General features: G+C 44.6%; 25 protein-coding genes. 19 read left to right on the plus strand and 6 right to left on the minus strand.

Features of this window, described 5'->3' with window-relative positions; translation table 11 throughout:
- Window positions 1–58: 58 nt before the first annotated feature.
- Entirely contained in the window at window positions 59–502 is a 444-nt protein-coding gene (locus JI665_RS17100) for an SRPBCC family protein (protein ID WP_206841184.1), read from the plus strand.
- 106 nt (window positions 503–608) lie between these two features.
- Here JI665_RS17100 and JI665_RS17105 read toward each other — a convergent pair whose 3' ends face one another.
- Complete coding sequence (locus JI665_RS17105; protein ID WP_206841187.1) at window positions 609–758, minus strand: hypothetical protein; 150 nt, start codon at window positions 756–758, stop codon at window positions 609–611.
- A 339-nt stretch (window positions 759–1,097) separates the two neighbouring features.
- On the opposite strand from JI665_RS17105, the gene JI665_RS17110 reads away from it, so the two are divergent.
- Both JI665_RS17110 and JI665_RS17115 read left to right on the plus strand, forming a co-directional pair.
- The gene (locus tag JI665_RS17110; protein ID WP_206841189.1) at window positions 1,098–1,547 is read left to right on the plus strand and encodes a GreA/GreB family elongation factor; all 450 of its coding nucleotides are present in this window, start codon (window positions 1,098–1,100) and stop codon (window positions 1,545–1,547) included.
- A 187-nt stretch (window positions 1,548–1,734) separates the two neighbouring features.
- Window positions 1,735–2,856: an NADH-dependent flavin oxidoreductase gene (locus JI665_RS17115; protein ID WP_206841191.1), complete on the plus strand. Its 1,122-nt coding sequence runs from the start codon at window positions 1,735–1,737 to the stop codon at window positions 2,854–2,856.
- Between the two features lie 90 nt (window positions 2,857–2,946).
- Here JI665_RS17115 and JI665_RS17120 read toward each other — a convergent pair whose 3' ends face one another.
- Together JI665_RS17120 and JI665_RS17125 are read right to left on the minus strand one after the other, a co-directional pair.
- Complete coding sequence (locus JI665_RS17120) at window positions 2,947–3,408, minus strand: FixH family protein (RefSeq protein ID WP_206841194.1); 462 nt, start codon at window positions 3,406–3,408, stop codon at window positions 2,947–2,949.
- A gap of 25 nt (window positions 3,409–3,433) precedes the next feature.
- Window positions 3,434–4,807 carry a PepSY-associated TM helix domain-containing protein gene (locus JI665_RS17125; protein ID WP_206841196.1) on the minus strand — a complete coding sequence of 458 codons (1,374 nt, stop codon included), beginning with the start codon at window positions 4,805–4,807 and terminating at the stop codon, window positions 3,434–3,436.
- Between the two features lie 184 nt (window positions 4,808–4,991).
- On the opposite strand from JI665_RS17125, the gene JI665_RS17130 reads away from it, so the two are divergent.
- The 10 genes from JI665_RS17130 to JI665_RS17175 all read left to right on the plus strand — a co-directional run bounded on the left by JI665_RS17130 (window position 4,992) and on the right by JI665_RS17175 (window position 16,085).
- Window positions 4,992–5,363, plus strand: a complete 372-nt coding sequence (locus tag JI665_RS17130) for an MmcQ/YjbR family DNA-binding protein (protein ID WP_206841198.1) — start codon at window positions 4,992–4,994, stop codon at window positions 5,361–5,363.
- A gap of 420 nt (window positions 5,364–5,783) precedes the next feature.
- Window positions 5,784–7,337, plus strand: coding sequence for a vanadium-dependent haloperoxidase (locus JI665_RS17135; protein WP_206841202.1), 1,554 nt, complete (start codon window positions 5,784–5,786; stop codon window positions 7,335–7,337).
- A gap of 274 nt (window positions 7,338–7,611) precedes the next feature.
- Entirely contained in the window at window positions 7,612–8,811 is a 1,200-nt protein-coding gene (locus tag JI665_RS17140; protein ID WP_206841216.1) for a S1C family serine protease, read from the plus strand.
- A gap of 14 nt (window positions 8,812–8,825) precedes the next feature.
- Window positions 8,826–9,704, plus strand: coding sequence for a peptidylprolyl isomerase (locus tag JI665_RS17145; protein ID WP_206841219.1), 879 nt, complete (start codon window positions 8,826–8,828; stop codon window positions 9,702–9,704).
- A 13-nt stretch (window positions 9,705–9,717) separates the two neighbouring features.
- Window positions 9,718–11,178 (plus strand): ABC transporter permease, encoded by a 1,461-nt coding sequence (locus JI665_RS17150; protein WP_206841221.1) that lies wholly within the window; start codon window positions 9,718–9,720, stop codon window positions 11,176–11,178.
- A 14-nt stretch (window positions 11,179–11,192) separates the two neighbouring features.
- Window positions 11,193–11,891, plus strand: a complete 699-nt coding sequence (locus tag JI665_RS17155; RefSeq protein ID WP_206841224.1) for an ABC transporter ATP-binding protein — start codon at window positions 11,193–11,195, stop codon at window positions 11,889–11,891.
- Window positions 11,892–12,062: 171 nt separating this feature from the next.
- Window positions 12,063–13,589: a spore germination protein gene (locus JI665_RS17160; RefSeq protein WP_206841226.1), complete on the plus strand. Its 1,527-nt coding sequence runs from the start codon at window positions 12,063–12,065 to the stop codon at window positions 13,587–13,589.
- Between the two features lie 2 nt (window positions 13,590–13,591).
- On the plus strand, window positions 13,592–14,680 hold the full coding sequence (locus JI665_RS17165) for a GerAB/ArcD/ProY family transporter (protein WP_206841228.1): 1,089 nt from the start codon (window positions 13,592–13,594) through the stop codon (window positions 14,678–14,680).
- On the plus strand, window positions 14,677–15,918 hold the full coding sequence (locus JI665_RS17170) for a Ger(x)C family spore germination protein (protein WP_206841230.1): 1,242 nt from the start codon (window positions 14,677–14,679) through the stop codon (window positions 15,916–15,918). The genes JI665_RS17165 and JI665_RS17170 overlap by 4 nt, the downstream gene beginning before the upstream one ends.
- A gap of 2 nt (window positions 15,919–15,920) precedes the next feature.
- Window positions 15,921–16,085, plus strand: coding sequence for a hypothetical protein (locus tag JI665_RS17175; protein ID WP_206841232.1), 165 nt, complete (start codon window positions 15,921–15,923; stop codon window positions 16,083–16,085).
- Window positions 16,086–16,155: 70 nt separating this feature from the next.
- Here the strand turns inward: JI665_RS17175 and JI665_RS17180 are convergent, their stop codons facing one another.
- Window positions 16,156–16,773: a TetR/AcrR family transcriptional regulator gene (locus JI665_RS17180; RefSeq protein WP_206841235.1), complete on the minus strand. Its 618-nt coding sequence runs from the start codon at window positions 16,771–16,773 to the stop codon at window positions 16,156–16,158.
- A gap of 117 nt (window positions 16,774–16,890) precedes the next feature.
- On the opposite strand from JI665_RS17180, the gene kynU reads away from it, so the two are divergent.
- The 6 genes from kynU (at window position 16,891) to JI665_RS17210 (ending at window position 23,137) form a co-directional block, all read left to right on the plus strand.
- The gene (gene kynU / locus JI665_RS17185; RefSeq protein ID WP_206841239.1) at window positions 16,891–18,159 is read left to right on the plus strand and encodes a kynureninase; all 1,269 of its coding nucleotides are present in this window, start codon (window positions 16,891–16,893) and stop codon (window positions 18,157–18,159) included.
- Entirely contained in the window at window positions 18,156–18,785 is a 630-nt protein-coding gene (gene kynB / locus JI665_RS17190; protein WP_206841255.1) for an arylformamidase, read from the plus strand. Before kynU ends, kynB begins: the two co-directional genes overlap by 4 nt.
- Window positions 18,786–19,170: 385 nt before the next feature.
- Window positions 19,171–20,025, plus strand: coding sequence for a tryptophan 2,3-dioxygenase (gene kynA, locus JI665_RS17195; RefSeq protein WP_197246894.1), 855 nt, complete (start codon window positions 19,171–19,173; stop codon window positions 20,023–20,025).
- Between the two features lie 80 nt (window positions 20,026–20,105).
- On the plus strand, window positions 20,106–21,449 hold the full coding sequence (locus JI665_RS17200) for a sodium-dependent transporter (protein ID WP_206841258.1): 1,344 nt from the start codon (window positions 20,106–20,108) through the stop codon (window positions 21,447–21,449).
- Between the two features lie 190 nt (window positions 21,450–21,639).
- Entirely contained in the window at window positions 21,640–22,476 is an 837-nt protein-coding gene (locus tag JI665_RS17205) for an STAS domain-containing protein (RefSeq protein WP_206841261.1), read from the plus strand.
- 73 nt (window positions 22,477–22,549) lie between these two features.
- Window positions 22,550–23,137 (plus strand): SAM-dependent methyltransferase, encoded by a 588-nt coding sequence (locus JI665_RS17210; protein WP_206841275.1) that lies wholly within the window; start codon window positions 22,550–22,552, stop codon window positions 23,135–23,137.
- 36 nt (window positions 23,138–23,173) lie between these two features.
- Here the strand turns inward: JI665_RS17210 and JI665_RS17215 are convergent, their stop codons facing one another.
- Together JI665_RS17215 and htpX are read right to left on the minus strand one after the other, a co-directional pair.
- Entirely contained in the window at window positions 23,174–23,407 is a 234-nt protein-coding gene (locus JI665_RS17215) for a DUF378 domain-containing protein (RefSeq protein WP_206841279.1), read from the minus strand.
- 255 nt (window positions 23,408–23,662) lie between these two features.
- Entirely contained in the window at window positions 23,663–24,544 is an 882-nt protein-coding gene (gene htpX / locus JI665_RS17220; RefSeq protein ID WP_206841282.1) for a protease HtpX, read from the minus strand.
- Window positions 24,545–24,665: the final 121 nt, after the last annotated feature.

A 24,665-nucleotide genomic window follows, 5' to 3' on the forward strand; every position in this document is an offset into this window, starting at 1 on the left:
ATATAGTGTGCAGGATATAATAAGAAGTATTAATGATCTGAAAGAGAGCTGATTTATTGTGGATACTCAAATAACTTCGAAAATAAAAATAAATAAGCCGGCAAATGTGGTGTTTGAAGCAATCGTAGACCCAGCTAAAATCGGTCACTTCTGGTTCTCGTCGAGTTCTGAAAGATGGGAACAAGGCAAGTCGATTATAGTAAAATATGATGAATATAACGCTGAAGGCATTTTAAATGTTTTAGAAATTGAGGAAAGTAAGAAAATCGTGTTTTCATGGGGCGGAGAAACGAATGAAGAAACAATTGTTGCCATTACACTGAATGAACCGGATCATTTGAGTACAATCATTGAGGTGAACGAATCTGGTCTTGATGAAAATGACCCTGAAGCCGTAAGCAAGATGCTGGGACAAAAAGAAGGCTGGATCTATATGCTGACTTGCCTCAAGGGCTATTTGGAACATGGCATTAGTGATTTGAGAGCGTCATTAATCCATTAATAAGATTTCTACTATGATACTGTCAGTTAACCCAGGCGTAATGCCTGAAAAGTTTGCGTGGTAAACAAAAAGAGTGAATTAACGATTAATTCACTCTTAAAGATAATTAATTTTTAGCACCATTTTCCGGGTATGGCTGACCGTATCCTTCCACTTTCCCAGCACGTTCTCTTTCATATTCTGAGCCTGCACCTTGACGATTATCAACTGAGGATTTCGCTGCTTGCTTCTCTGATTTGCCGTTCTGACGTGACAATATCTTCACCTCCCATACACAGTTTAGATTGCTTAATAATTGTGAAACTATTCAAGGGGGACACAGGTTTGATGGCCCAGAAATGATGCGGGGCGTCCAATTGATGGTGAAAGAACTTTCTTAGATTCAGATGATAATCCTCCGGAAGCCTGCCGGTGAGCCCATAAGTTAGCTGGCTTTTCAGGTACATATATGCTATGTTGTTAATATATAGTAGACCTTTCTTCGTAAACGGGAAAGGTCTGCTTTTTATATATTCAAAAGAAGGATGGTGCATGGAAATGACAGTAGAATTGAAGTTTTGCCAGGTGTTTGATCCCAGCAAGGGGGGTATCTATTATGAACCATAGTCTTGAGGCTCTGACTGAAAAAGAGTACTTTATTAAACAGCTGACGTTTATTGATGAAAACTATCAGGATTTGAATAGCCTTTATGTATCTTCCACTCCGTTAAAGGAGCGGAAAAAAGACTTCCTTAGTATTTATGTAAGTGAAGTGGAGCAATACATTGCGCTTTGTAATCAGGTTCCTGGAGAACCGCCTTTGCGAAAAGTGTTGATTGGAACAAAGGTAACCGTGTTATTCGACGGGGAGGATGACCGGGAGGATTATTATATATGCCTGCCCGATCAGTCGGACCCTGATAATGGTTGCATTTCATTCTTGTCTCCTGTCGGCAGGCAGCTTCTGTTAAAAAATCTGGGTGAGCAAACCTCACTGATTATCCCAAGCGGTCAGCTGGATGTGGTAATTGAAAATATTTCTTATTGGGATCAGGAGACAGGTTAACATATTTTTACTTGGAGCAGAGGGACAGAGGACCTGTCCCCCTGTCCGCCAGGCGGAAGGAGCTTGAGGTTCAAATAATTGACTTCCTAAACTGTAACTTATAATATTACAGTATCGTTTTCGCTGTCAGTTTATTTTGCGTAAACATTAAACAAACTAGGTTTGAACGAAAAAAGGAGTGATTTACATGAATCCAAGCTATAAACCGCTATTAGAATCTCTTCAGTTAAAAAATCATGTGGAATTAAAAAACAGAGTGGTCCTGGCTCCAATGACCAATTTTGCATCCCATCCGGATGGAACCGTATCAGATGCCGAGATCGAGTATTACGTACGCCGATCTAAAGGGGCCGGAATGGTGATTACGGCTTGTACAAATGTGTCTGCCAACGGAAAGGGATTCCATGGTGAATTCGGCGGCGATCACGATGGGATGATTCCTAGTCTTTCGAGGCTGGCAGCCAGCATTAAAGAGCAGGGGGCCAAAGCCATTCTCCAGATCTTTCATGGCGGGAGGGAATGCCCTCCAGAGCTCGTTCCAAATGGGGAAACAGTCAGTGCCAGTGCGATTGCATCTGAAGGAAGCAGCAACACGCCAAGAGCACTGTCGGAAAAGGAAGTGGAGGACATCATTACCGCTTTCGGCGAAACAACTCGCAGGGCTATCCAGGCAGGCTATGATGGCGTCGAAATTCATGGAGCCAATGGCTATTTAATTCAGCAATTCTTTTCTCCGCATTCAAATCGCCGCGAGGACCGTTTTGGAGGCAGCCTTGAAAAGCGCATGACGTTCCCTCTTGCTGTGATAGACGCAGTCCAAAAAGCGGTAAAAGAACATGCGAAAGAGCCATTTCTTGTCGGGTACCGTTTTTCTCCGGAAGAGCCTACTGAGCCAGGGATCACAATGGAAGATACACTTCAATTGGTCGATGTGCTGTCAGATAAAGGGCTGGACTACCTTCATGTCTCCCTGATGGAGTTCTGGTCCAAGCCAAGACGCGGGGCTGATGAAGCTAAGCCGAGAATTCAGCATCTCTTAGAAAAAATAGATAATCGCCTGCCGCTTATCGGAGTAGGGTCGATCCATACCCCTGATGAAGCCGTAAAAGCACTGGAAACGGGAGTGGCCATGGTTGCTCTAGGCCGGGAATTGATTATGGAGCCCGATTGGGTGCAGAAGGTGCAGGAAGGCAAAGAGTCTCAAATTGCCACCACTTTATCCAAAAAGGATCAGGAAAAGCTGGTCATCCCGGATCCGCTCTGGCAGGCAATCGTAAACACTCCAGGGTGGTTTCCGGTTGTAGATTAATTGATACATTTAGAAATTATATTAAAGGGCAGAAGTGACAGTCTTTACTGTCATTTCTGCCCTTTTGTTTTCATATTTCTCCATCTTTCCTTAATGATGATGACCCTGCCCCGCTTCCTGCCTGCCTGTTCCTTCTTGCAGGAATTCCACGTCGCTTTTCGACAGCTCTCCCACAATAAACTGCTTTTGCGGCATGATCAGGCTATCGTCTTGCTGGGCGTGCACTTTTACAAAGTAAAGGCCATCCTTGTCAAAATCCTTGCTGATGCTGTAGACGCCACCGCCCTCATCGGCTGCTTCCTCCATCCCATATCGGACAGTGCCGTCCTGTTTCCATATCTCAAAATGAACAAAGTCGGCATGAACAGCAGGCTTGCCGTCCTGTGTGAGTGTGGCTCTAATCGTCTCCTGTTCTCCAGCTGTGAAATTGTCAGGTGTTTGTATTTCCAGCTTCAGCGGAGTTTCCTGTTTGTAAAGCTCTGCTGCTTTCTCATCCAGTGAGCATGCACTCAGCAATGACAGCAGCAGGACCATAAAGATATATTTTTTCACGGTATTAGACTCCCTTAACCTAAACTTACGCATTCAGAAACCTCTTCAACGCAGGTATTCTTCGAATCAAGCTTAAGTCAACCATCAAAACAGCGATGATCGATAAGCCGACTAATGGGAATAGGATTCCCATGGCAATTAACAGCAGGAAGAATCCCTTTGTATTTTTGAACCCAGCTTGTTTTGGCGCACCTATTTCTTTTTTCGGCTTGCGTTTGAGCCACAGATAATAGCCGCTTACGGCCACAAGGATGATGCCTAAACAAATGAAAAGACTAATTAATTGATTGATCAGGCCAAATTGTGTTCCGGTATGAAGTGTAATTCCCCAAGCGACCATTTTTCCGATCCAGCCATAATTGTCATAGCGGTAATCCGTCAAAACCGCACCTGTGTATTGATCGATATGCATCGTAATCTCATCCTGCGCTTTTGGCGGGAAGGCGGAAAGAGTGTATACACCCGATTTATACTGCGGAATATAGATTGAATAACTTGGATGCACTCCTTCACGTTCCGCAATAGATACTACATCATCAATCGGGAGGCGAATGAATCCCTGAATGTCCGAAGCAGGCACGTCCAGATTTTCGGCTGCCCATGGAACATCAGCAATGTCTTTCGTTTGGATGGTTGACTGGGGTCCGCTTCCAACCCAGATCGCAGGAGGATAACCTTGCCCGGTATTAGTTGCCATCGACTGAAAGTTCGTGCCCCAGAATCCGGACCACGGGAGTCCTGTCATGATTAAAAAGAGCATCCCTGCTGTGACCCAAAAGGCAGGTACAGCATGCAAATCTCTTCTAAAAGTCTTTTTCCCTTTATTCAAACGCGGAAAAAGCACACCAGCCACGCCTGTCGTTTTCTTCGGAAACAATAAATAAAGCCCTGTTACGATCAGCACAACCGCCCAGCATGCAGCCAGTTCGACGACCCGGTCTCCCATAGTGCCAGCCATCAGTTCCCCGTGAAACTCTTCAATTTTATCCATAATCCGGTCTTCGCTGTTTAATTCCCCGAGGGACTCACCTGTATAAGGATTGATAAAAACAGTAATCGATTCATCGTTATTCACAATGCCGACTTCACTGGAACGATCGGGGCTTTCCCCAGGACGGTACACCGTCACTGCTGCATCCGGATAAAGCTTCTTCACTTCTTCAATCTGCTGTGAAGCAGAAATTTTTTCACCCTGAGGGGTGACTTCGTAGTAATCCTGATAAAGGACACCCTCGATTTGCGGCTTAAATAAATAGATTGCTCCAGTTACAGCCAGAATAAAAAGAAATGGCGCAAAAATAATGCCCGCATAAAAATGCCATCTCCAAACCGTTCTGTACAGTGATGCGTTAGTCTGCGGCTGTTTTTGTATATCCGTCATTTCTTTAACCGTTTCCATGTCATCAAAGCTCCTCTTCGTCCATCTTCTTTTCATATCTTAAAAGGGGAATGTGAGAAATGAATGAAGTTTTGAAAAAAATTTTTGGCAAAATCATAACTGCCAGAAACTTTCCTTTTTATACAAGGATTTCTTAATAAATTGTTGAATAGTGTCATTAAAGAACAGACAAGGGAGTTTTTAGATGATCCATAAACAATTGAAATCGCAAAAAAGCTTAGAGGTTCTGGCAAAGGTAAGGGAGATTGCCATTGGTTTTCCTGAAACCGCCGAACAGGTTGATAAATTTGGACATACTTCATTTCGGGTGAAAGATAAGCCTTTTGTTATTTTGGGAGAAAACGAAGAGGGCATTCCGTCCATTGCCATGAAAACATCAAAAGAAACGCAGGAGTTTTTATTGCAGGGAGGCAGCCGTTTTTTCAAGACCCCCTATATCGGACAGCATGGCTGGACCTCGATCCTCGGCGATCTTGAACTAGAGTGGAATGAGGCAGAAGGCTTGATAAAAGAAGCTTATTTGAGGACAGCGCCTAAATCTATCCTGAAAGCTTGAAAATAGGGGGAAGTTCATCCTAGAAGCATGAAACCCAGACAAATCATCCGGGTTCAGTTAAAGGAAAAGGGCAGTCAATCCGCCTATTAATAAAAGGATGGTACTTGTGAGAATGGCGATTTTACCTGTGCGGTTTGATTTATGAAAAAGCTTAACAAACATTCTCCACACCTCGCTTTTTAGTTAGTTATATTATAATACGATTTGGGATTGAAAAGGATTCATGACATGCGCAGAGAAAGTTTCTCTGCGCATTTTTTTGTGGAATCAGGGTTTCTGAGAGAATTCCATTAATCCTCTTTTTCATTTTCCAAAATGAATAGGGGAATTCTAGTTTGTTACCCAAGCTTGCAGCTGCCCTGTGAATATAATGAAATGATCATCATGAAGAAACCAAATAAAAGATACAGGGGAGATTTTATGGAAGAAAAGAAAATTTACTATGATAAGGAAAAAGGCTGCTTAATAGCTCCTAAAACTGGGTGGAAGCGCATGAAGGCAGCCTTTTGCATCCGCCTTATGTCTGCTGCTTCCCACCTGCTCCTGCCGCCGAAAGAACATCCATGCAATGGGGACGAACAGCTTCCCGGGAAAATAGGCAGCTACTCTAAAGGGCTTCCCCACAATTCTCTTGGAGAAGTTGTATCCGATGCGTATGAACAGTATTTGGAAGCTTTAAAGTCAGGAAATCCGGAAGATTTCGAAAAGATCCCAATGGGAGGGAAGGTGAAGCTTTCCAATCCACAGGCTTCCTATGTATATGATTTAATTGGACCGGATTGCCATCAATTGAAACTGTCCAAGCCTCCAGCATTCAGCAGCGCCTGGGAGGCGGGAGAAATGGCAGAGTTATACTGGCAGGCACTTACAAGGGATATTCCTTTCATGGCCTATGATAGTGATCCCCTGATTGCTGAGGCTGCTGTTGAACTATCAGGATTTTCTGATTTTCGAGGACCGAAAGTTAACGGAAAGGTCACTCCTGAAACATTGTTCCGCAGTCAGTTTCCAGGTAATCTTACAGGTCCCTATATTTCACAGTTTCTTTGGAAGGGCATTCCATTTGGTGCTGCAGACATTCCCCAGAAATACCGCACCACTTTGGCTGGGTCTGATCATATGACTTCTTATGAAGAATGGCTGGACATACAAAATGGCTCTTCATCTAAAGAACCTATAAAAGATCCGGTGCCCCGCTATATCCGCAATGGGCGTGATTTAGGTGAGTATGTACATTATGATTTTTCATTTCAATGTCCGCTTTCGGCCTGTTTAATTTTACTTAGTTATGGGCCCTCTGCTCTCGATGCGCACAACCCTTATCTTAAGTCGGCTACCCAGGGAGGATTCATTACCTTCGGGGCTGCTCATATATTGGACATGGTCACAAAAGCAGGGAGAATGGCACTCGAAGCGGCCTGGTTTCAAAAGTTCCTCGTCCACCGCAGGCTCCGTCCCGAAGAATTTGGCGGGCGTGTTCATAACCATATGAATGGGTCGGCTAAATACCCGATCCACTCAGAACTCCTTGAATCCAGCGTGCTTACTCAGGTTTACAGCAGATATGGATCTTATCTCCTGCCTATGGCTTATCCGGAAGGCTGTCCAACGCATCCAGCCTACCCTGCCGGCCATGCATGCATTGCAGGTGCTGGGATTACGATCCTTAAAGCATTTTTCAACGAATCATTTGTGATTCCGGATCCGGTGGAAGCAAGTTTCGATGGACTCTCCCTGCTTCCTTATCCGGGCACCCCTCTGACAGCAGGAGGGGAGCTTAATAAGCTTGGTGTGAATATTTCCCTTGGCAGAGACACAGCAGGTGTTCATTGGCGTTCTGATGGCATAGAAGGGCTAAAGCTTGGTGAAGCAGTGGCTATTGGGCTCCTGCGGGATTACAGCTCATCCTTTAATGAGCATTTTAACGGCTTTACGCTAACCAAATTTGACGGGAAAAAAGTAACGATTAAATAAGCTTTATACACACATGTGCAAACCTCTGCGCCATGTGTGTTTTTTTTGGGGGGGGGGATCTCGATAATAGTTTTGGTCTGCGTCTTTTATTTGATGGCTTCTCAGGAACAAGTGTTTTGCTGGGCCAATCCCTTTTTATCAAGAGTGGAACAAGTTTTTTTCGAAAAAAAAAGCCTTTGACATTTTCCTGACACATTGGGCCTTTAAAGTATGACTTGTAAGGCAAACGAAAACTAGTTCAATTCAAAATAGATTAAGAAGGAAGTGTTCAATTATGACAGAGTTTAACGAAGAAAGCAGAACGGAGAACCGGGCAGTGAAAAAGCCGGTATGGAAAGGATTCCTGTCAACCGTGGCAGCAGGTGTGCTGGGCTCGGCTCTTACGCTGACAGCCGTTCCGTATTTCCAGGAAGACACACCGCAGGCAACGGTTCCGGAAGAAACTGGACAAGCTGAAAGCTCATCCAATCTTGATGTGACGCCAGTAACTGCCACATCCAATTCCCTGGCGGATACAATTGAACAGGCTTCGAAGGCGATTGTCGGCGTTGTGAATATGCAGCAGCAAAACAATAATCCGTCCAGCCAGTCGAGTGAAGCTTCAGAAAGCGGTACGGGTTCGGGGGTAATTTTTAAAAAGACAGATGATGCGGCCTACATTGTGACCAACAACCATGTGATTGAAAATGCAAGCGAAATTCAGGTGACGCTGCATGATGGGGAGAAGGCAACAGCAGAATTGATTGGAACCGATGCTCTGACAGACATTGCGGTGCTGAAAATCAAAGGGGATGTAGACGCTGCAGCCATGACGTTTGGGGATTCTTCCAAGCTGAGAACCGGCGATCAGGTGCTGGCGATCGGCAATCCGCTTGGCCTAGATTTATCGAGAACGGTGACACAGGGCATCGTGAGTGCGGTCGACCGCTCGATTGAAGTGAGCACTTCTGCAGGGGAATGGAACTTAAATGTCATTCAGACGGATGCAGCGATCAACCCCGGCAACAGCGGCGGCGCATTGATGAATACAGCCGGGCAGCTGGTCGGGATCAACAGCCTGAAAATCGCGGATAACGGAGTGGAAGGGCTTGGGTTTGCAATCCCAAGCAATGAAGTGAAAACACTGATTGATCAGCTGATTGAAAATGGTCAAGTGATCCGCCCGTATCTTGGCGTTGGATTGGCAAGCTTTGACGAAGTGCCGCCTCAATATTTGCGCAATCTTCCTGATGGGGTGACTAGCGGAGCGATTGTAGCAAACATAGATCCGGACTCCGCTGCAGCTAAAGCAGGATTGCAGGCAGAGGACATTCTCGTCAGTATTGGCGGAAAGCAAATCACGAATTCAGGAGATTTGCGCAAGCATTTATACAGCGGTTTTTCAATTGGCGATAAGGTGAAAATTGAATTTTACCGGGGGGGAGAATTGAAAACAGCTGAAGTCACGCTGACAAGCAATCAGAAAGTGAATTAGGAGAGGGGAACGGGATGAAGAATAAGAAAGTTTTCTATTGGATTTTAGGCAGTGTATTAACAATCGGAGCAGCGGCAGCCATCTTTTTTACAATAATAGAGGATGATGCGGCTGCGACTGTAAACGGGGAAAAAATCAGCAGGGATGAGCTGCATGAGCGTCTCGTTGGCCAGTACGGGCAGGAGCTTCTGGATTCGCTTATCACCGAGAAAGTGATTGATCAGGAAGCGAAGAAAGAAAATGTGAAAGTGACACAGGAAGAAATTGATGAGGAAAAGGCTGTATATGCAGAGTCATACGGCGGGGAGGATGCTTTAAAGCAGACACTCGAATCAAGCGGTCTCTCGATGGCTGATTTTGAGGAGGATATCGAATCCTACCTTGCAACGAAAAAGCTTCTGGAACCAAGGATTGAGATTTCAGAAGAAGATATGAAAACCTATTTTGACGAAAACAAAGAAAGCTTTGCCCAGGAGGAACAGGTATCAGCGAGCCATATTTTAGTAGAGGAAGAGGACACGGCAAAGGAAGTCATTGGAAAACTGAATGATGGCGGCGATTTTGCAGAGCTGGCGGCTGAATACTCGACCGATGAAAGCAACAAAGATGCTGGCGGAGACCTCGGGTTTTTCGGAAGGGGAGACATGGTCGAAGAATTTGAAGAGGTAGCTTTCTCGCTGGAGCCGGGAAAAATCAGCGATCCTGTTAAAACCGAATATGGCTATCACGTAATCAAAGTCGCAGAAAAGCAGGAAGCAAAAGAAGCAGTCTATGAAGATGTGAAAGAAGAGGTTAAAAATTCATTATTCGAAACAGAGATGCAGACTGAATACACCGCCTGGCTGGAAGAAAAGTTTGAAGAATATGAGATTAAGAATTATTTAGAGGGCTGAGGGGAATCTTGAGATGAATTTTTTAAAACGAGCGTTTTTAAGCGTGAAGGCCCGAAAAGGGAAAAGTATTCTGCAGATCTTCGTATTTACCGTGATTTGTGTATTAGTGCTGGCTGGATTATCGATCCAGACAGCTGCCGAAAAGTCGGGTGATCTCGCCCGCCAAAAGCTGGGGGCAGATGTCACCCTGCAGGCAGATATGGAAAAACTGAGAGAGCAGGCGATGTCCCAGCAGCAGAGCGGAGGGGAGAGGGTACGGTTCCAGTCAGTGCCTGTCCCGCTTGAAGCCGCAGAGGAACTGGCTTCTTATGACCAGATTAAAGGCTATAATTTTTACTCATCCACTACGGGGCTAGCCTCCGATTTTGAGCCGATTGAAAGCGAGTCGGCTGCTTCTGACACATCTGAGGAAAGCAGTGAAGGGCAGGAGCCTGGAAGAGGCATGCCGGGCGGAATGATGCAGGGGGATGTCAGCCTGCAGGGTGTTGCGTTTACAGACTCGGTTGCGGAGTTTATGGATGGAACCTCGGAACTGGTTGAAGGAACCGGGATCACAGTAGAGCATATTGGAAAAAATGTCACGCTGATTGAACAGACATTGGCGGAAGAAAATGAGCTTGGTGTTGGTGATAAGATTACCGTCACGAACCCTCGTGATGAAACGGCTGTAATGGAGCTTGAAGTGATCGGAATCTATCAAACAGCTTCTGCAGGATCTGATCAGGCAATGGATTTCACAGCACTGAATCCTTATAACAAACTATATGTTCCATACACTGCTGGCGCAGCACTAAAGGGATCTGACTATGAAAATACAATCGATAGCGCCATCTACTACATAGATGATCCTGCCGATATGCAGAGCTTTATCGATCAGGCAAAAGCAGAGAGTAGCATCGATTTCGAAACGTTCAAGCTTGATGCCGATGACCGGCTTTATCAGCAAATGGTCGGCCCTATTGAGAATGTAGCCGGATTTTCGAAAAATATTGTGTACCTGGTATCCATTGCCGGAGCTATCATATTGGGACTGATCGTCATGATGTCGATCCGTGAGCGGAAGTATGAAATGGGCGTCCTGCTGGCGATCGGGGAAAAAAGGTGGAAACTCGCAGGCCAGTTTATGGCGGAAATTTTAGTCGTGGCTGTGTTATCGCTCGGCATTGCCACAGCGAGCGGCAATGTGGTGGCGAGCCAGCTTGGCGACCAGCTCCTGAATCAGGAATTGGCATCAGCGGAACAGACCAATACACCTGAATCCTTCAGAGGAAGGGGCATGGGCGGCTTCGGTCCGGGAATGATGCAGGCTCAGGAAACAGTGGAGACAGTAGATGAAATGAATGTACAGGTGACGGGAGAAGATCTTGGCTTCCTTGCCCTAATTGGCCTCGTGATTGCGGCATTGTCGGCATTATTGCCTTCGTTAACCGTATTGCGCCTTCAGCCAAAAGCCATTCTAAGCAAGCAGGATTAAAAGGAGATGGAAAAATGAGTTCATTGCTGGAATTCAAAAATATCAGCTACTGGTATAAACATGAAAATAAAAAACACGATATCTTGAAAAATATTAATGTGAGTTTTGAAAAAGGGAATTTTTACAGCATAATCGGGCCGTCCGGATCCGGGAAAACGACATTCCTGGCACTGGCCAGTGCCCTGGATGTTCCGAAAGAGGGGGAAGTGCTGTACGAAGGAAAGGACATCCGAAAGATCGGACTGACGCGGTTCCGGAACAAATATGTCTCGATTGTCTTTCAATCTTATAATCTTCTTCCCTATATGACAGCCCTGCAGAATGTATTGACGGCGATGGAGATTACAGGGTCTTCTGCGAAAAACAAAAAGGCAATTGCTTTGGAAATGCTGCAGCGGGTTGGGATTTCTGAAATCCAGGCCCGGCAAAAAGTGCTTACATTAAGCGGGGGCCAGCAGCAGCGTGTGTCCATTGCCAGAGCTTTGTGCTGTGACGCCGAGCTGATTGTGGCGGACGAGCCGACCGGCAACCTGGATGAAGATACCGCCAGGGAGATTGTCGGGCTTTTGCGGGCGCTGGCCCATGAAGAAGGGAAATGCGTGATCGTGGTTACGCATGACCCCGACATTGCGAGAGATTCGGATGTGGTTGTGAAGCTTTCGAAAGGGGGTATTACGGTTACATTGAATGAATCCGAGCTGGTTTCGAATTGAAGAAGGTGCCTTTTCCTGAGGGAGGAGGCACCTTTTTTGAATGGCACTGCAATAAGCAGCTGGACGGAAAGGTTATATAGCTAACCTTGCTCTCTAAAGTCAAACTCCCATTCTCAACGCATAATTCTATTTTATAGTGGCACAATGAGAGAAAAGTCCGGAGAGCTGAAAATGAAAAAACAAAGTATTTATTTTAGAAAGCATCTTCCATTTAAAGTGCAATCTTCAGCAGAGGAAGATTCACATAAGGAAAAAAACATTGATCTTGATTTGGATAAAACAGTCCAAAAGTTAAAATCGATCTATTCCATTCCGGATAATATGGATGTAAAAGTCCGTACCTTTCATATTGGCGGATTAAACAGGAAAGCCGCCATTTTTTATATAAGCACCATATCGGATACGAAGATTATTGAGGAGCACGTCCTCCAGCCTTTACTTTTAAATAATGGTTCTTCTAAAGAAATTAAGGATATTGTTTCTGCACAATCATTAACTGCTGTGGAAGAAATTGGAGATGTCTTAAAGGAGTTAAACACAGGAAATGCAGCACTTTTGGTAGAGGGTGATCAGAAAGCATATATTATCAGTTCCAATAATTTTCAGGGCAGAGGTATTGATAAAGCTGAAAATGAAGTTGTGATAAAAGGGCCAAAGGAAGCCTTTAATGAAAAAGCAGGCACAAACATTTCATTAATCCGAAAGAAAATAAAGAATGAAAATCTGATAGTGGAAACGACCACAATCTCCAAGCGATCGAATAACGAACTTTTTATCGTCTATATAAAAGATCTGGCAAATGAAAATTTGCTCCACACGATTAAAGAAAGAGTAAATTCACTTGATGTGGATGCTATACAGAATCTCTCCATTTTAGAAGAATATCTCGAAGAAAGCCATATAACCCTTTTTCCGACGATTTTGTATACAGAAAGGCCGGATCGTGCCGCTTCATTTTTAGAAGACGGCTATATTGTTTTATTAATGGATAATTCACCGGCTTCTTTAATTTTCCCGGCTACATTCTGGTCCTTTTTTCATACCTCTGAAGACCGCTATTTACGTTTTATATACGGGAATTTCACAAGGGCATTGCGTATACTTGCCGTATTTATTACGTTATTTATTTCTTCCATATACATTTCGATAACCAATTACCATGTTGAGATGATACCGGCTGATTTGTTGCTGGCCATTTCGGCGACAAGAGAAATCGTGCCTTTTCCTTCTGTTGTGGAAGTCCTGCTTATGGAAATTGCTTTTGAACTGATTCGGGAAGCCGGCTTGCGGGTGCCCAGCCCCATTGGTCCAACCATTGGAATCGTAGGTGCTTTAATTTTAGGGCAAGCCGCCGTCCAGGCAAATATAGTCAGCCCTCTTGTGGTCATTGTGGTTGCCCTGGGAGGCTTAAGTTCATTTGCGATTGGAGATATAAGTATGAACTTTGCCATCCGTTTAATTAGATTCTTTTTTATTTTTTCAGCTGCTTCCTTCGGATTTTATGGGATGACAGCCGCATTTTCAGTTGGGCTGTTTTATATGGTTTCTATTAAATCCTTTGGTGTTCCTTACTTAGCACCGATGACACCTGCCTATACATCATCCAAGGATACGGTTTTTAGGAGGCTGATACAAAAGGAGATATTTAGGCCAGGGTACTTAAAGCCGGATGACTTACAGAAAAAATCAGGAGAATGATTATGGAGAAAATAGAGGGAAAAATAGGCGGAAGGGAATTTATCGCAATCATTATCCTGACTGTTGGGACAAAACTGGCTGACGATACCCCTGCCATTTTATATGAAAGATTAGGGAATGCAGCCTGGATGGCACCAATAATAATGGGAATGATATCGATCATCCCTCTCTATCTTCTGATAAAAGTCATTTCGCTGTATGAAGGCAAAAGCTTAGTCGAGATCATTAAAAAATTGTTTGGAAAATACATGGGATTTATCATTCTGTTTTTATTATGGGGCATTCAATCCTATGCGATTATTATTGACACAGCGATTTATACAGACATAATCGGAACTATGTATTTTACGAAAACACCCGCACTTATTATTTATGTCCTATTAATGGCTGTATCCGTGTATGGAGCAAAAAAGGGACTGGAGCATATTGGATCATTCGCCTGGACTGTATTGCTCTGGATCAAAATCTCCGCTTTCGCTGCGTTGATCATGATTTATATCCAAGGGGAAATCCATTTTATATTTCCTATTTTTGGACCAGGCAAATGGGAGATTATGAAGGAGAGTACAGCAAATTCCTCTCTTTTTGCAGACTTTGTATATTTCAGTCTGATTGCTCCCTTAATAAAAAGTTCAAAGGACTATAGAAAATGGAAACGGCTGGGATTTATTTTTGTTATTTTAGAGCTTACCTTTGCCCTGTTTGGCTTTGTGCTGGTATTTGATTATATCGCTGTAAAAATGATGAATTATCCTTTTCATGAAGCCATTCGGTATATTCAATTCGGGTTTCTGACCAATGTAGAGATGTTTATCTTCCCTTTCTGGCTGCTGTCCACTTTTGTTCGCTTTGCCGTTTATTTGTATCTTTGTGCCTTGCTGTTTGGAGGCCTTTTCAACATTAAGCAATTTGAATATATCATCCCGACACTGGCGACGTTATTTGTTTTCATTGGGATGATACCGGAAACCCCAACTTTTACGATCTTTAATCTAAGGCAGAATTTCCTCCACCTTATTACTCCATTCTTTTTAGGGCTGCCCTTTGTATTATGGATTACGGCAAAACTAAGAGGGGAATTCAAGAAATGAAGAAATACGGGCATTTATGTAAATATCTCTGTTTATTGGTGATGATTTTCCTGTTAAGCGGCTGCTGGGATCAAATCAGTATAGACAAAAGAGCCTATGTGGTTGCCGTGGGCCTGGATAAGGGGGAAAAAGAGGATGAAATTAAAATAACTTATCTCATTTCAAACCCTGAATTATCCAAACAACAGGGAGGATCTGATGAACCCCCGCGGGAAATCTTATCCTTTCAAACAAGTGACATCATCACATCAAAGAACCTGGCAAACACTACTATTGCGAAAGATATAGTCTATGATCTATTGAGTGTTATGATCGTCTCTGAAGATTTCGCTAAAAGCGGGGATTTTATCAGATGGATGTATGATGCCACAAAAGACAGGGAGATTAAACGAAACATTCCATTGATCGTAACCAAAGAAGAAGCCAGTAAGTTTATAAATGAAAATGACCCTAAATTGGAAACCCGAATTCATAAATACTTTAATTTAATATTAGAACACGGGATCCAAACCGGTTTTATACCCGATTCAGATCTGCATAGATTTTTTAGGATTGCTGAAGCGGATGCTAATCTCTTCCTGGCTATATACGGTTCTGCTGAGGAAGAAAAAGAGGGGAAGCAGAAGGAGCAATTTTTTGCAGGGGGACTTCAAACCGAAGGGCAAACAAATAAAACCCAATTTATAGGGGCAGCTGTTTTTAAAGAAGGAAGAATGATTGGACGGCTTACAGGTGAAGAAACGCGGCTTTCAGGCCTTTTAAATGATACGATAGTCAAGGCGGACATTTTAACTTCTTTTCCTGACCCTTTTGACGAAAGATACCGGATTGCAGCAAGAATTATGCAGAAAGAAGCGAATGAAGTAAAAATGAATCTGAAACATGGAGTACCGTCCATTGATGTGGCGGTCCCGCTTTATATGGAAATATTGTCCGATCATAGTATGGTTAACTATGCTAAACATAGAGGGAAGAGAACCCAGTTAAAACAATATATTGAGGAAAGAATCACACAAAAAATGAATGATCTCGTTGCTAAAACACAAGAAGAATTTAAAGGAGAACCATTCGGCTGGTCGCTGAGTGCCAGAAGACACTTCTCAACGGTCCCGGAATACGAAAAGTTCGACTGGATGAAATCTTATCCCAATATGAAGGTTAATGTTGCTGTAAAAATTAAATTTGGTGAATTTGGCAGACAAAGTGAATTGCCAAGTTTAGAGCAAGTGAGGGATTAAAATTGAATGCATTAGCGTGGGGAATCATGATCGTGGTTTTTATGTATACAGCTGGTTTTGCGTTTAAACTTTGGCAAAATAAGAATAAGGCTGGTTCCATTGCCGTGTTCACTTTAGCGCTGGCCATAGCCGTAACTCCTTTTTTTTCAATATTAAACTCAGGTTAGATGATCTCCTGAAAATAAGGTGCCTGGCCTAAAGGAAACTTTGGGCCGGCACCTTATTTGTGGCATTAAATTATTCATACAATCCGCCCGTATACATTCTGGTCAGATTCACAATCACGTCATCCATCTGATACTTTTCCTTATTCATCACCAGCTCCCACATGAACATCTCATTGGAATAAAACCAGCCTCTAGCGGTAAGAGCAGGATCAAGGTGCTCTTTGGCAAGCCTTTGCGCCTGTGCGTAGCGGATATCGACGGAAATGCGCTCGATGAAGCGTTCGCGGATTCCGTACCATTTTTCTTCAATCTCAGGTGAGACGCCGATTGCCTCTTTTACGACCTTCATCATGTCCCGCTCGTCCAAAGCCAGCTGCAGGAACAGCCTGACCTGCTTCTTTATATTTTCATAGGCCTCTTCTTTGGCCTGCGGCTTGAAGGGCATCTCGGCCACTTCGTAAAACTGGTTCATGAGGTCTTCCATTAAGGTAATAAAAAGCTCATCTTTATTTTTAAAATAGACGTACGCCGTGCCGTAGCCTGTTTTTGCTTTTTTGATCACTTGTGAGATGGTTGCTTTTTGGAAACCGTTCTCGAGAAAAACTTCTTTTCCGGCCTGGAGAAGCTTTTGGCGTGTTTTCAGGGCCTGCTGCTGCCTTGCCGGCAATTGATCGATCGGGTTCTTCATTTATTTCATTCCTTCGTTCATTTTCTGATAACTATACTGACATTATATCATTGACATAGTGTCAATCAAACCATATAATTTTCGTAAATAATAAATATTCTGAAAGGTTGGAAATCTATGGATTTTACAAGAGAGTATGCAATCGGACTGGATGCCGGGAATGACCTGTCCTACCGGGAAGAGTTTTATATAAAAGAAGATGGAATTTATTTGGATGGCAATTCACTTGGACTGCTTTCAAAGCGTGCGGAAAAGTCACTCCTCGACCTGGTGGATTCCTGGAAGCACCATGCCATTGACGGCTGGACAGAAGGGGACAATCCCTGGTTTTATCTATCTGAAAAACTCGGAAATGAATTGGCTCCTATAGTAGGGGCAAATCCGGAGGAAGTGGTTGTAAGCGGTTCCACAACCGTTAACCTGCACCAGCTTGTATCGACTTTTTATAAGCCGGAAGGAAAAAGAACGAAGATATTGGCAGATGAACTGAATTTTCCAAGCGATATTTATGCGCTGCAAAGCCAGGTGAAACTGAAGGGCTATCATCCTGATGAGCATCTTGTCCAGGTGAAAAGCGCTGATGGCCACACCTTGAGGGAAGAAGACATTGTCGCGGCGATGACAGATGAAATCGCGCTGATTGTCCTGCCGGGTGTTTTATACCGCAGCGGTCAGGTGCTGGATATGGAGTATTTGACTGCAGAAGCGCATAAACGCGGGATTGAGATTGGCTTTGATCTATGCCATTCAGTTGGATCTGTCCCGCATTCTCTCAGTGATTGGGATGTGGATTTCGCGTTCTGGTGCAACTATAAGCATCTGAATGGAGGACCGGGCTCAACGGGCGGATTGTTTGTGAACAAGCGCCAATTTGGCCAGGTGCCGGGACTTGCCGGCTGGTTCAGCTCCCGGAAGGATAAGCAGTTTGATATGGAACATGTGCTGACAGCAGCAGAGGATGCAGGCGCATATCAGATTGGAACTCCGAATATCTTTAGCATGGCGCCAATTATTGGATCACTCAGCATGTTTAATGAAGCTGGCATGGAAAGGATCCGTGAAAAATCTCTTAAACTGACTGGCTATATGATTGAGCTGATTCAGCATGAACTTGATGGCCACGGATTTATCCTGCGCAACCCGCTTGATGAAAAGAAGCGCGGCGGCCATATTTATCTGGAGCACCCGGAAGCAGCAAGAATCTGCAAGGCGCTGAAGGCTGAGGGAGTCATCCCGGATTTCCGCGCGCCAAATGGAATCCGCCTGGCGCCGGTTGCGCTTTACAATACGTTTGAAGATGTCTGGAAAACAGTTCAGATCCTTAAAGGTATTATGGAAGAGGAAAAATATAAGCAATTCGAAAATAAGCGGGGCGTGGTAGCATGATGAAAAAAGGATGGATCGATATTTCTCAGCCGCTGACTAACAGCATCGCTCACTGGCCCGGAGATACGCCATTCAGCTATGAAACGGCTTTTACAAAAGAGCAAACCGGCTCTGTCAATATCGGGAGAATTACGACCAGTCTGCATACCGGCACCCATGTCGATGCACCGTTCCATTTTAATGACGAAGGCGAAAAGATTTTGGGCCTGGACATCGAGCTGTATATCGGGCCTGCGCGGGTAATTGATGTATCTGCCTATGAAACGGTGGATTCGGAAGTTCTGAAAGGATTTGATCTTGAAGGAGTAGAACGTGTCCTCCTTAGGACCGCGGTTCCGAATAATTCGGAAGTGTTTCCGAATCGGATCCCTGAACTGACAGCGGATATGGCGGATTACCTCGGCAGTAAAGGCGTGCGCCTGCTCGGAGTGGATGTGCCATCCGTCGATGCCCTCGACAGCAAAGAGATGGAAACACACCATGCGTTATATCGAAATGGCATTCATATTCTGGAAAATATCATGCTGGATGAGATAGAAGAAGGAAATTACGAACTAATTGCCCTGCCGCTCCCGATACAAGACGGAGATGGCAGCCCTGTGCGGGCTGTTATTCGGCCGATTTAAGCGCGGGAACGACCAAATCTCGCATTTACCGGCCAATATGGAAGGTTTAACGCCCGAAAAAGCCTATTTAACGCCCGAACAGGCGGCCAATGCTAAATTTCTGCCTTGCTGGAACCGCATCAGCCAGCAGAAATAGCTTTTACCGGCCGATTTGAATGAAATACCGGCCAAACTGCGGGATTTACCGGCCAAATGTAGTTCGGCCGCAAGCCGAAGCAGGTATATCGGCCAAAAAAATAATTTATCGGTCAATCACATAACAATATCGGTCAGATTTTCAATTTATCGGTCACTTTCCAGATATATCGGTCAGTCACTGATATACCGGGCCTCAGAACCAGACCGAATCGAGAACGACAAGAACCAATTCCAAGGGGGAACTCACATGAGCAACGAAAAACACCAGGACGTAAACGCGACAACCTCTGAAAAGAGCATCCATACAGATTTCACGAACAACATGACATACGGCGAATACCTGCAGCTCGACAAAATCCTATCCGCGCAAAACAGGCTTTCCGGACATCATGATGAGATGCTGTTCATCGTCATTCACCAGGTGAGCGAGCTGTGGATGAAGCTGATTCTTCATGAAATGGGTGCAGCCATCGAATCGATTGAAAACAATGATTTATCTACAGCACAAAAGCGGTTGGCGCGCGTTTCGAAGACTCAATCGCAAATTATTCAGGCATGGGATGTGCTGTCCACATTGACGCCGTCCGAGTATATGGAGTTCCGCGATTCGCTTGGCCAGGCATCTGGCTTCCAATCCTACCAGTATCGTATGGTAGAATTTGCGTTAGGCTACAAAACCGAGCATGTTCTGAAAATCTACCAAAAAGATCCTGAGCTGCATGCGAAGTTAACGGAAGCGTTCGAAAAGCCGGGCTTATACGATGTAGCCATCCGCGCGCTTCACAAAGCAGGCCTGCCAGTTGATGAAGACATTCTGAATAGAGATGTAACCAGAACATATAAAGAAAATGATTCGGTCCGCGCAGCCTGGATGACGGTGTATAAAAATCCTGAAAAGTACTGGGAGTTATACGAGCTTGCGGAAAAACTTGTGGATATTGAAGATTGGCTGCAGCAGTGGCGCTTCCGCCATATGAAAACGGTGGAAAGAATCATCGGCTTTAAGATGGGAACAGGCGGTTCATCAGGTGTCGGCTATTTGAAAAAAGTATTGGATCAGCGCTTCTTCCCTGAACTTTGGGATATCCGCACAGAGCTGTAATCTAGGATTTAAAGGGGATTGGGGCCCGAAAGTCTTCTTGAATCGGGCCTTGCATAAAAATAGAGAACAGGGGGGGTACTATGAGTACAAAACGAGAGCAATGGTCTTCTAAATTTGGCTTTATCATGTCTTCGGCCGGTGCCGCGATTGGCCTGGGAGCGATCTGGAAGTTCCCGTATGTGGCCGGAACGAGCGGCGGGGGCGCCTTTTTGCTGATGTTTATCGCGTTTACGATTTTGATCGGTCTACCGATGCTCATTTCAGAGTTTATTATCGGGCGCGGGGCACAGAAGGAAGCGGTGTCTGCCTATTATAAATTGGCTCCAAACAGTCCGTGGACCATTACCGGCAAGCTTGGCGTTGTCGGCTGCTTCCTGCTGCTGAGTTTTTATTCGGTTGTTGGGGGCTGGGTGCTGATTTATACAGTCCTGTCGATTGGCGGCCAAATCATTACGCCAGGTGCAGCCTATCCGGAACTGTTTGGCATGATTACATCCACGCCAAGCTGGACACTATTGGGACTGGCAGCTTTTCTGCTTATTAACATTGTGGTCATCACATTCGGAATTCAGAATGGGATTGAAGCTGCAAGCAAATATATGATGCCGCTATTATTCATCTTTTTTATCGTGCTTGTGGTACGTGCACTGACACTGGATGGAGCGATGGAAGGAGTCAAGTTCTTCCTGAACCCGGACTTCAGCAAAATCACAGGGGAATCGGCCCTTTATGCATTGGGACAGTCGTTCTTTGCACTGGCAGTCGGCTTCTCGTGCATGGTCACTTACAGCTCGTATCTGGATAAAAAAGTAAGCATCCCAAATTCAGCGGGCTCTGTTGTCATCATGAACATTATTATCTCTGTTTTGGCAGGATTGGCGATTTTCCCGGTTGTGTTTGCGTTCGGATTTGAACCGGCTGAAGGCCCGGGGCTTCTGTTCATGGTCCTGCCGGCCGTCTTTTCACAGATCCCATTAGGGGAAATGTTCCTGGCGATCTTCCTGCTGCTTTTCTTATTTGCCACTTTGACATCATCGTTCAGCATGCTGGAAATCATCGTCTCTGCATTCATCGAAAACGGAAAGCATTCCCGGAAAAAAATCTCCTGGATCTCCGGTATTGTCATGTTCGCCGCCGGGATTCCTGCTGCGCTTTCGTTCAGCTTGCTTGGGGACTTCACCATTTTCGGAAAAAATATATTTGATGCAACCGACTACCTGGTCAGCAACATCCTGCTTCCTCTCGGCTGCCTACTGATTGCCCTGTTTATTTCTATAAGAATGGACAAACAGCTTGTAAAAGAGGAGTTTCTGCTTGGCAGCGATATTTCCCCTGGCATGTACACAGCGTGGAACATCCTGATGAAAGTATTGGTTCCTGTTACGATTGTTGTTGTGTTTATCAGCACATCAGGAATTTTTTAAAAAGAAGCGCCAATTTCGGCGCTTTTTTTCGTGATAAAAAAATCAAATTAAAGGTTTATGGGCAAATTAATAAGGGTATATAAACTTTGGGGTCTGGAAGCATGATGATATCTTCCATATTTAAGAGAAGGACTTTTCGAGATAAAAACGAAAGTGTATAGTATATAAAACAAAGGGGCGTATGCTTAAAATGGAAGCAACTTACAAGGATACCAAGGATATAGCAGGGTTTATTGTCGCAAATCGTGAGAATTTTCAGCAAAAATTATTATCTGAGGCTGTGAATGTAGCCTCTAAAATCAATGAAATCCTCCAGAGAGGCAATATCGATCTTTTAAAAAATGCCGAGAAAATGGCTTTATATGTAGCCGAAAATAAAGAAGAAGAGCTGATTGCTTTTGCCAGACAGGAAGGCGTTGCCTGGGCGGAGCATTCTCTGACGCTGTCATTTAAGCTGGAATGGGTACAGGCGATCCGGCGCACTTTGTGGTACTTTTTATACCAGTTTGACAAAATCAAAGGGCAGCAGACCGTAGGTGATGACTTCTATAATATGGAAAAGGAAGTCAATGATCATGTTGACCAATTTTTAAATAACTTCTTCATCAGCTACTCTGATTATAAAGATGAAATGCTTAAATCACAGCGCAAACTGGTTGAGCATTTGTCGGTGCCGATTATTCCGGTCAGCACTTCTGTCGCTGTACTGCCGCTGATTGGGATGATTGATTCTTACCGGATTCAGACGATTGAAGAGAAAGTTCTGATGGATATCTCATCCATTAAGATCCAGACCTTAATCATGGATCTTTCCGGAATAGCCGATATGGAAATTGACGTTATTGTTCACTTCAAAAAGATCCTGAGCGGCATCAAAATGATGGGCTGCGATGCGGTCCTTACAGGGCTGCGTGCTGAACTTGTCCGAAAAATGATCCATGCCGGCGTAACATTCGAAAATCAGGCGGAAACAAAGGGAACATTACAGCAGACATTAAGAGAATATCTAGTGATTGAATCGAAATAAGTATTACATATCACAATGCCTGGTGCTGTCCAATTTGGATGGCGGCAGGCATTTTTTAGCGGAGGAATCCAGCATGAAAAATTTTGATGAAATACTCAACATCCATACAAGCGACGACCAGAAAGGATTCCATAAATCATTCCACTACCACCGCTACGAGCCCACTCCATATCAGGGTCTGGAAAAACTGTTCAGCGAATACGGGCTTAAAAGCAGTGACCGCCTGGTGGATTTCGGCTGCGGCAAAGGCCGGCTGCCATTTTATATTCACCATACATTTCGGGCATCCGCTGCCGGTGTGGAGATGAGTGAAGACTTTTACCGTGAGGCACTGGAAAATCTGCTGACTTACAAAGGGGAAAAAGACAGAATCAGTTTTCAGTGCATCCTGGCACAGGAGTATGAAATAACACCGCAGGACAGCCATTTTTACTTTTTCAATCCGTTTTCGGTGCAGATTTTCATGAAAGTCGTCAACAGCATCCTGCGCTCGGCCGAAGAGAAACCGCGTACAATGGACATCATTTTATATTACCCTTCAGAAGATTATATTTTTTATCTGGAAAACAGCACCCCATTTGAATTGATAAAAGAGGTGGTCCTCGAGGGCAATGAAAATGAGCGTTTTTTGGTCTATCGGTTTAATCAAACGTTTGATTAAAAAACCTCCCAGCCATATTGGGTGGAGGAATTCCTTTTATCGAACTGGCCTTGATTCCGGTTCTCTTTCATATTCACGGCTCGCTTTAAAGAGGAGACCCAGATTGATCAATCCGGCAATTCCCACTAAACCATAGACTATTCTTGATAAAACTGCATCCTGTCCCCCGAATAAGCTGGCAACTAAATCAAATTGGAAAAATCCAATCAGCCCCCAATTGATGGCTCCGATGATCGTCAGTACAAGTGCAATGCGCTGGAAACCGCTCATGTTCATGTCCTCCTCGCGTTAATTAATTTTCCAGGGTGCCGCATCGGGACAACCGTCCCAGCCTTAGCCCCGATGCTTTTCCTGCTGTCTACTAGGAGATTACCCGGATAATGGAGGGGCAAACAATATTCAGAGAATTGGAGATGAAGGAAAATGAAAAGGGTGCCCCATTCAGGGCACCCTTTCACATGTCTAGCGCAAGCATCCTGCCCTCTCAAGCTGTCAGTGGCGGACAAGGCGCTGGCGTTTTTCTGCTTACTTCGCACTCAATCGTCTAATGCGCTCATCCAAATCCGGATGTGTCGAGAACAGGGAAGCTTTGCTTCTGTTATTAATTTTCAAAGTAGAGATCGCTGTCTGTTCTTCACCCTTAACGCGGCTGGAGTAGGCCTTCAGCATCTGCAGGGCATGTGTCATTTTGTCTTTGCCGGCAAGGTCAGCTCCTCCAAGGTCCGCATGGAACTCGCGGTGGCGGGAGTAGGCGAAGACCACAAGGCTTCCAAGGATTGAAAAGGCGATTTGGAACACGATTACGGCAATAAAATGTACAATCGGTGCCATTTCTTCTCTGACAAAACGGGATGCCACCCAGGCTGCGATTCGAGCAAGGAAGACAACGAATGTGTTGACAACCCCCTGGAGAAGGGTCATGGTGACCATGTCTCCGTTCGCAATGTGTGCAACCTCATGGGCGATGACGCCTTCAATGGCATCGTCGTCCATTTCCTGGAGCAATCCAGTTGAAACCGCTACAAGAGAGCGTTTTTTCGAAGGGCCTGTTGCAAAAGCATTTACTTCAGGGGAATGATAAATTCCCACTTCAGGCATATGTGTTAAGCCTGCTGATCTTGAAAGGCGGTGAACTTTTTCCACGATGTCGCGTTCAGTTGCTGAAAGGGCACCATTCGGATCCAGCACCTGGACATTCATCATTCTCTTGGCCATCCAGCGGGACATCCACAGGGAAATGAAGGAGCCCGTGAAACCTATCACGGCACTGACCACAAGCAATGCGCCGAAATCAATGCCGCCCTGGGCATTGATGTAATTTCCTCCGCCAATCAGCGAGAAAATAATACTGATCGTCAATAGAACAAGCACGTTCGTCAATAAAAAGTAAAAAATACGTTTACCCATTTCCTCACCCTTTAATCTATTTTTGAGTTCATATGAACTTGTCTTCTGACTATATAATATAATTTTTCAAGTGAAATGACAAGTAAAAACTAGGCGGTAACGAAATAGACGTTGACTGTGA

It is taken from the genome of Bacillus sp. NTK034, assembly GCF_017303275.1.
Classification (GTDB): Bacteria; Bacillota; Bacilli; order Bacillales; family Cytobacillaceae; genus Cytobacillus.

Excerpts from the sequence above, each read along its gene's own strand:
- JI665_RS17140 (WP_206841216.1), top strand. The coding sequence starts at position 7,612 with ATGACAGAGTTTAACGAAGAAAGCAGAACGGAGAACCGGGCAGTGAAA.
- JI665_RS17165 (WP_206841228.1), top strand. The coding sequence starts at position 13,592 with ATGGAGAAAATAGAGGGAAAAATAGGCGGAAGGGAATTTATCGCAATC.
- htpX (WP_206841282.1), bottom strand. The coding sequence starts at position 24,544 with ATGGGTAAACGTATTTTTTACTTTTTATTGACGAACGTGCTTGTTCTA.
- JI665_RS17155 (WP_206841224.1), top strand. The coding sequence starts at position 11,193 with ATGAGTTCATTGCTGGAATTCAAAAATATCAGCTACTGGTATAAACAT.
- JI665_RS17115 (WP_206841191.1), top strand. The coding sequence starts at position 1,735 with ATGAATCCAAGCTATAAACCGCTATTAGAATCTCTTCAGTTAAAAAAT.
- JI665_RS17160 (WP_206841226.1), top strand. The coding sequence starts at position 12,063 with ATGAAAAAACAAAGTATTTATTTTAGAAAGCATCTTCCATTTAAAGTG.
- kynA (WP_197246894.1), top strand. The coding sequence starts at position 19,171 with ATGAGCAACGAAAAACACCAGGACGTAAACGCGACAACCTCTGAAAAG.
- kynB (WP_206841255.1), top strand. The coding sequence starts at position 18,156 with ATGATGAAAAAAGGATGGATCGATATTTCTCAGCCGCTGACTAACAGC.
- JI665_RS17125 (WP_206841196.1), bottom strand. The coding sequence starts at position 4,807 with ATGGAAACGGTTAAAGAAATGACGGATATACAAAAACAGCCGCAGACT.
- JI665_RS17205 (WP_206841261.1), top strand. The coding sequence starts at position 21,640 with ATGGAAGCAACTTACAAGGATACCAAGGATATAGCAGGGTTTATTGTC.
- JI665_RS17150 (WP_206841221.1), top strand. The coding sequence starts at position 9,718 with ATGAATTTTTTAAAACGAGCGTTTTTAAGCGTGAAGGCCCGAAAAGGG.
- JI665_RS17170 (WP_206841230.1), top strand. The coding sequence starts at position 14,677 with ATGAAGAAATACGGGCATTTATGTAAATATCTCTGTTTATTGGTGATG.
- JI665_RS17200 (WP_206841258.1), top strand. The coding sequence starts at position 20,106 with ATGAGTACAAAACGAGAGCAATGGTCTTCTAAATTTGGCTTTATCATG.
- JI665_RS17135 (WP_206841202.1), top strand. The coding sequence starts at position 5,784 with ATGGAAGAAAAGAAAATTTACTATGATAAGGAAAAAGGCTGCTTAATA.
- JI665_RS17110 (WP_206841189.1), top strand. The coding sequence starts at position 1,098 with ATGAACCATAGTCTTGAGGCTCTGACTGAAAAAGAGTACTTTATTAAA.
- kynU (WP_206841239.1), top strand. The coding sequence starts at position 16,891 with ATGGATTTTACAAGAGAGTATGCAATCGGACTGGATGCCGGGAATGAC.
- JI665_RS17180 (WP_206841235.1), bottom strand. The coding sequence starts at position 16,773 with ATGAAGAACCCGATCGATCAATTGCCGGCAAGGCAGCAGCAGGCCCTG.
- JI665_RS17210 (WP_206841275.1), top strand. The coding sequence starts at position 22,550 with ATGAAAAATTTTGATGAAATACTCAACATCCATACAAGCGACGACCAG.
- JI665_RS17130 (WP_206841198.1), top strand. The coding sequence starts at position 4,992 with ATGATCCATAAACAATTGAAATCGCAAAAAAGCTTAGAGGTTCTGGCA.
- JI665_RS17215 (WP_206841279.1), bottom strand. The coding sequence starts at position 23,407 with ATGAGCGGTTTCCAGCGCATTGCACTTGTACTGACGATCATCGGAGCC.
- JI665_RS17145 (WP_206841219.1), top strand. The coding sequence starts at position 8,826 with ATGAAGAATAAGAAAGTTTTCTATTGGATTTTAGGCAGTGTATTAACA.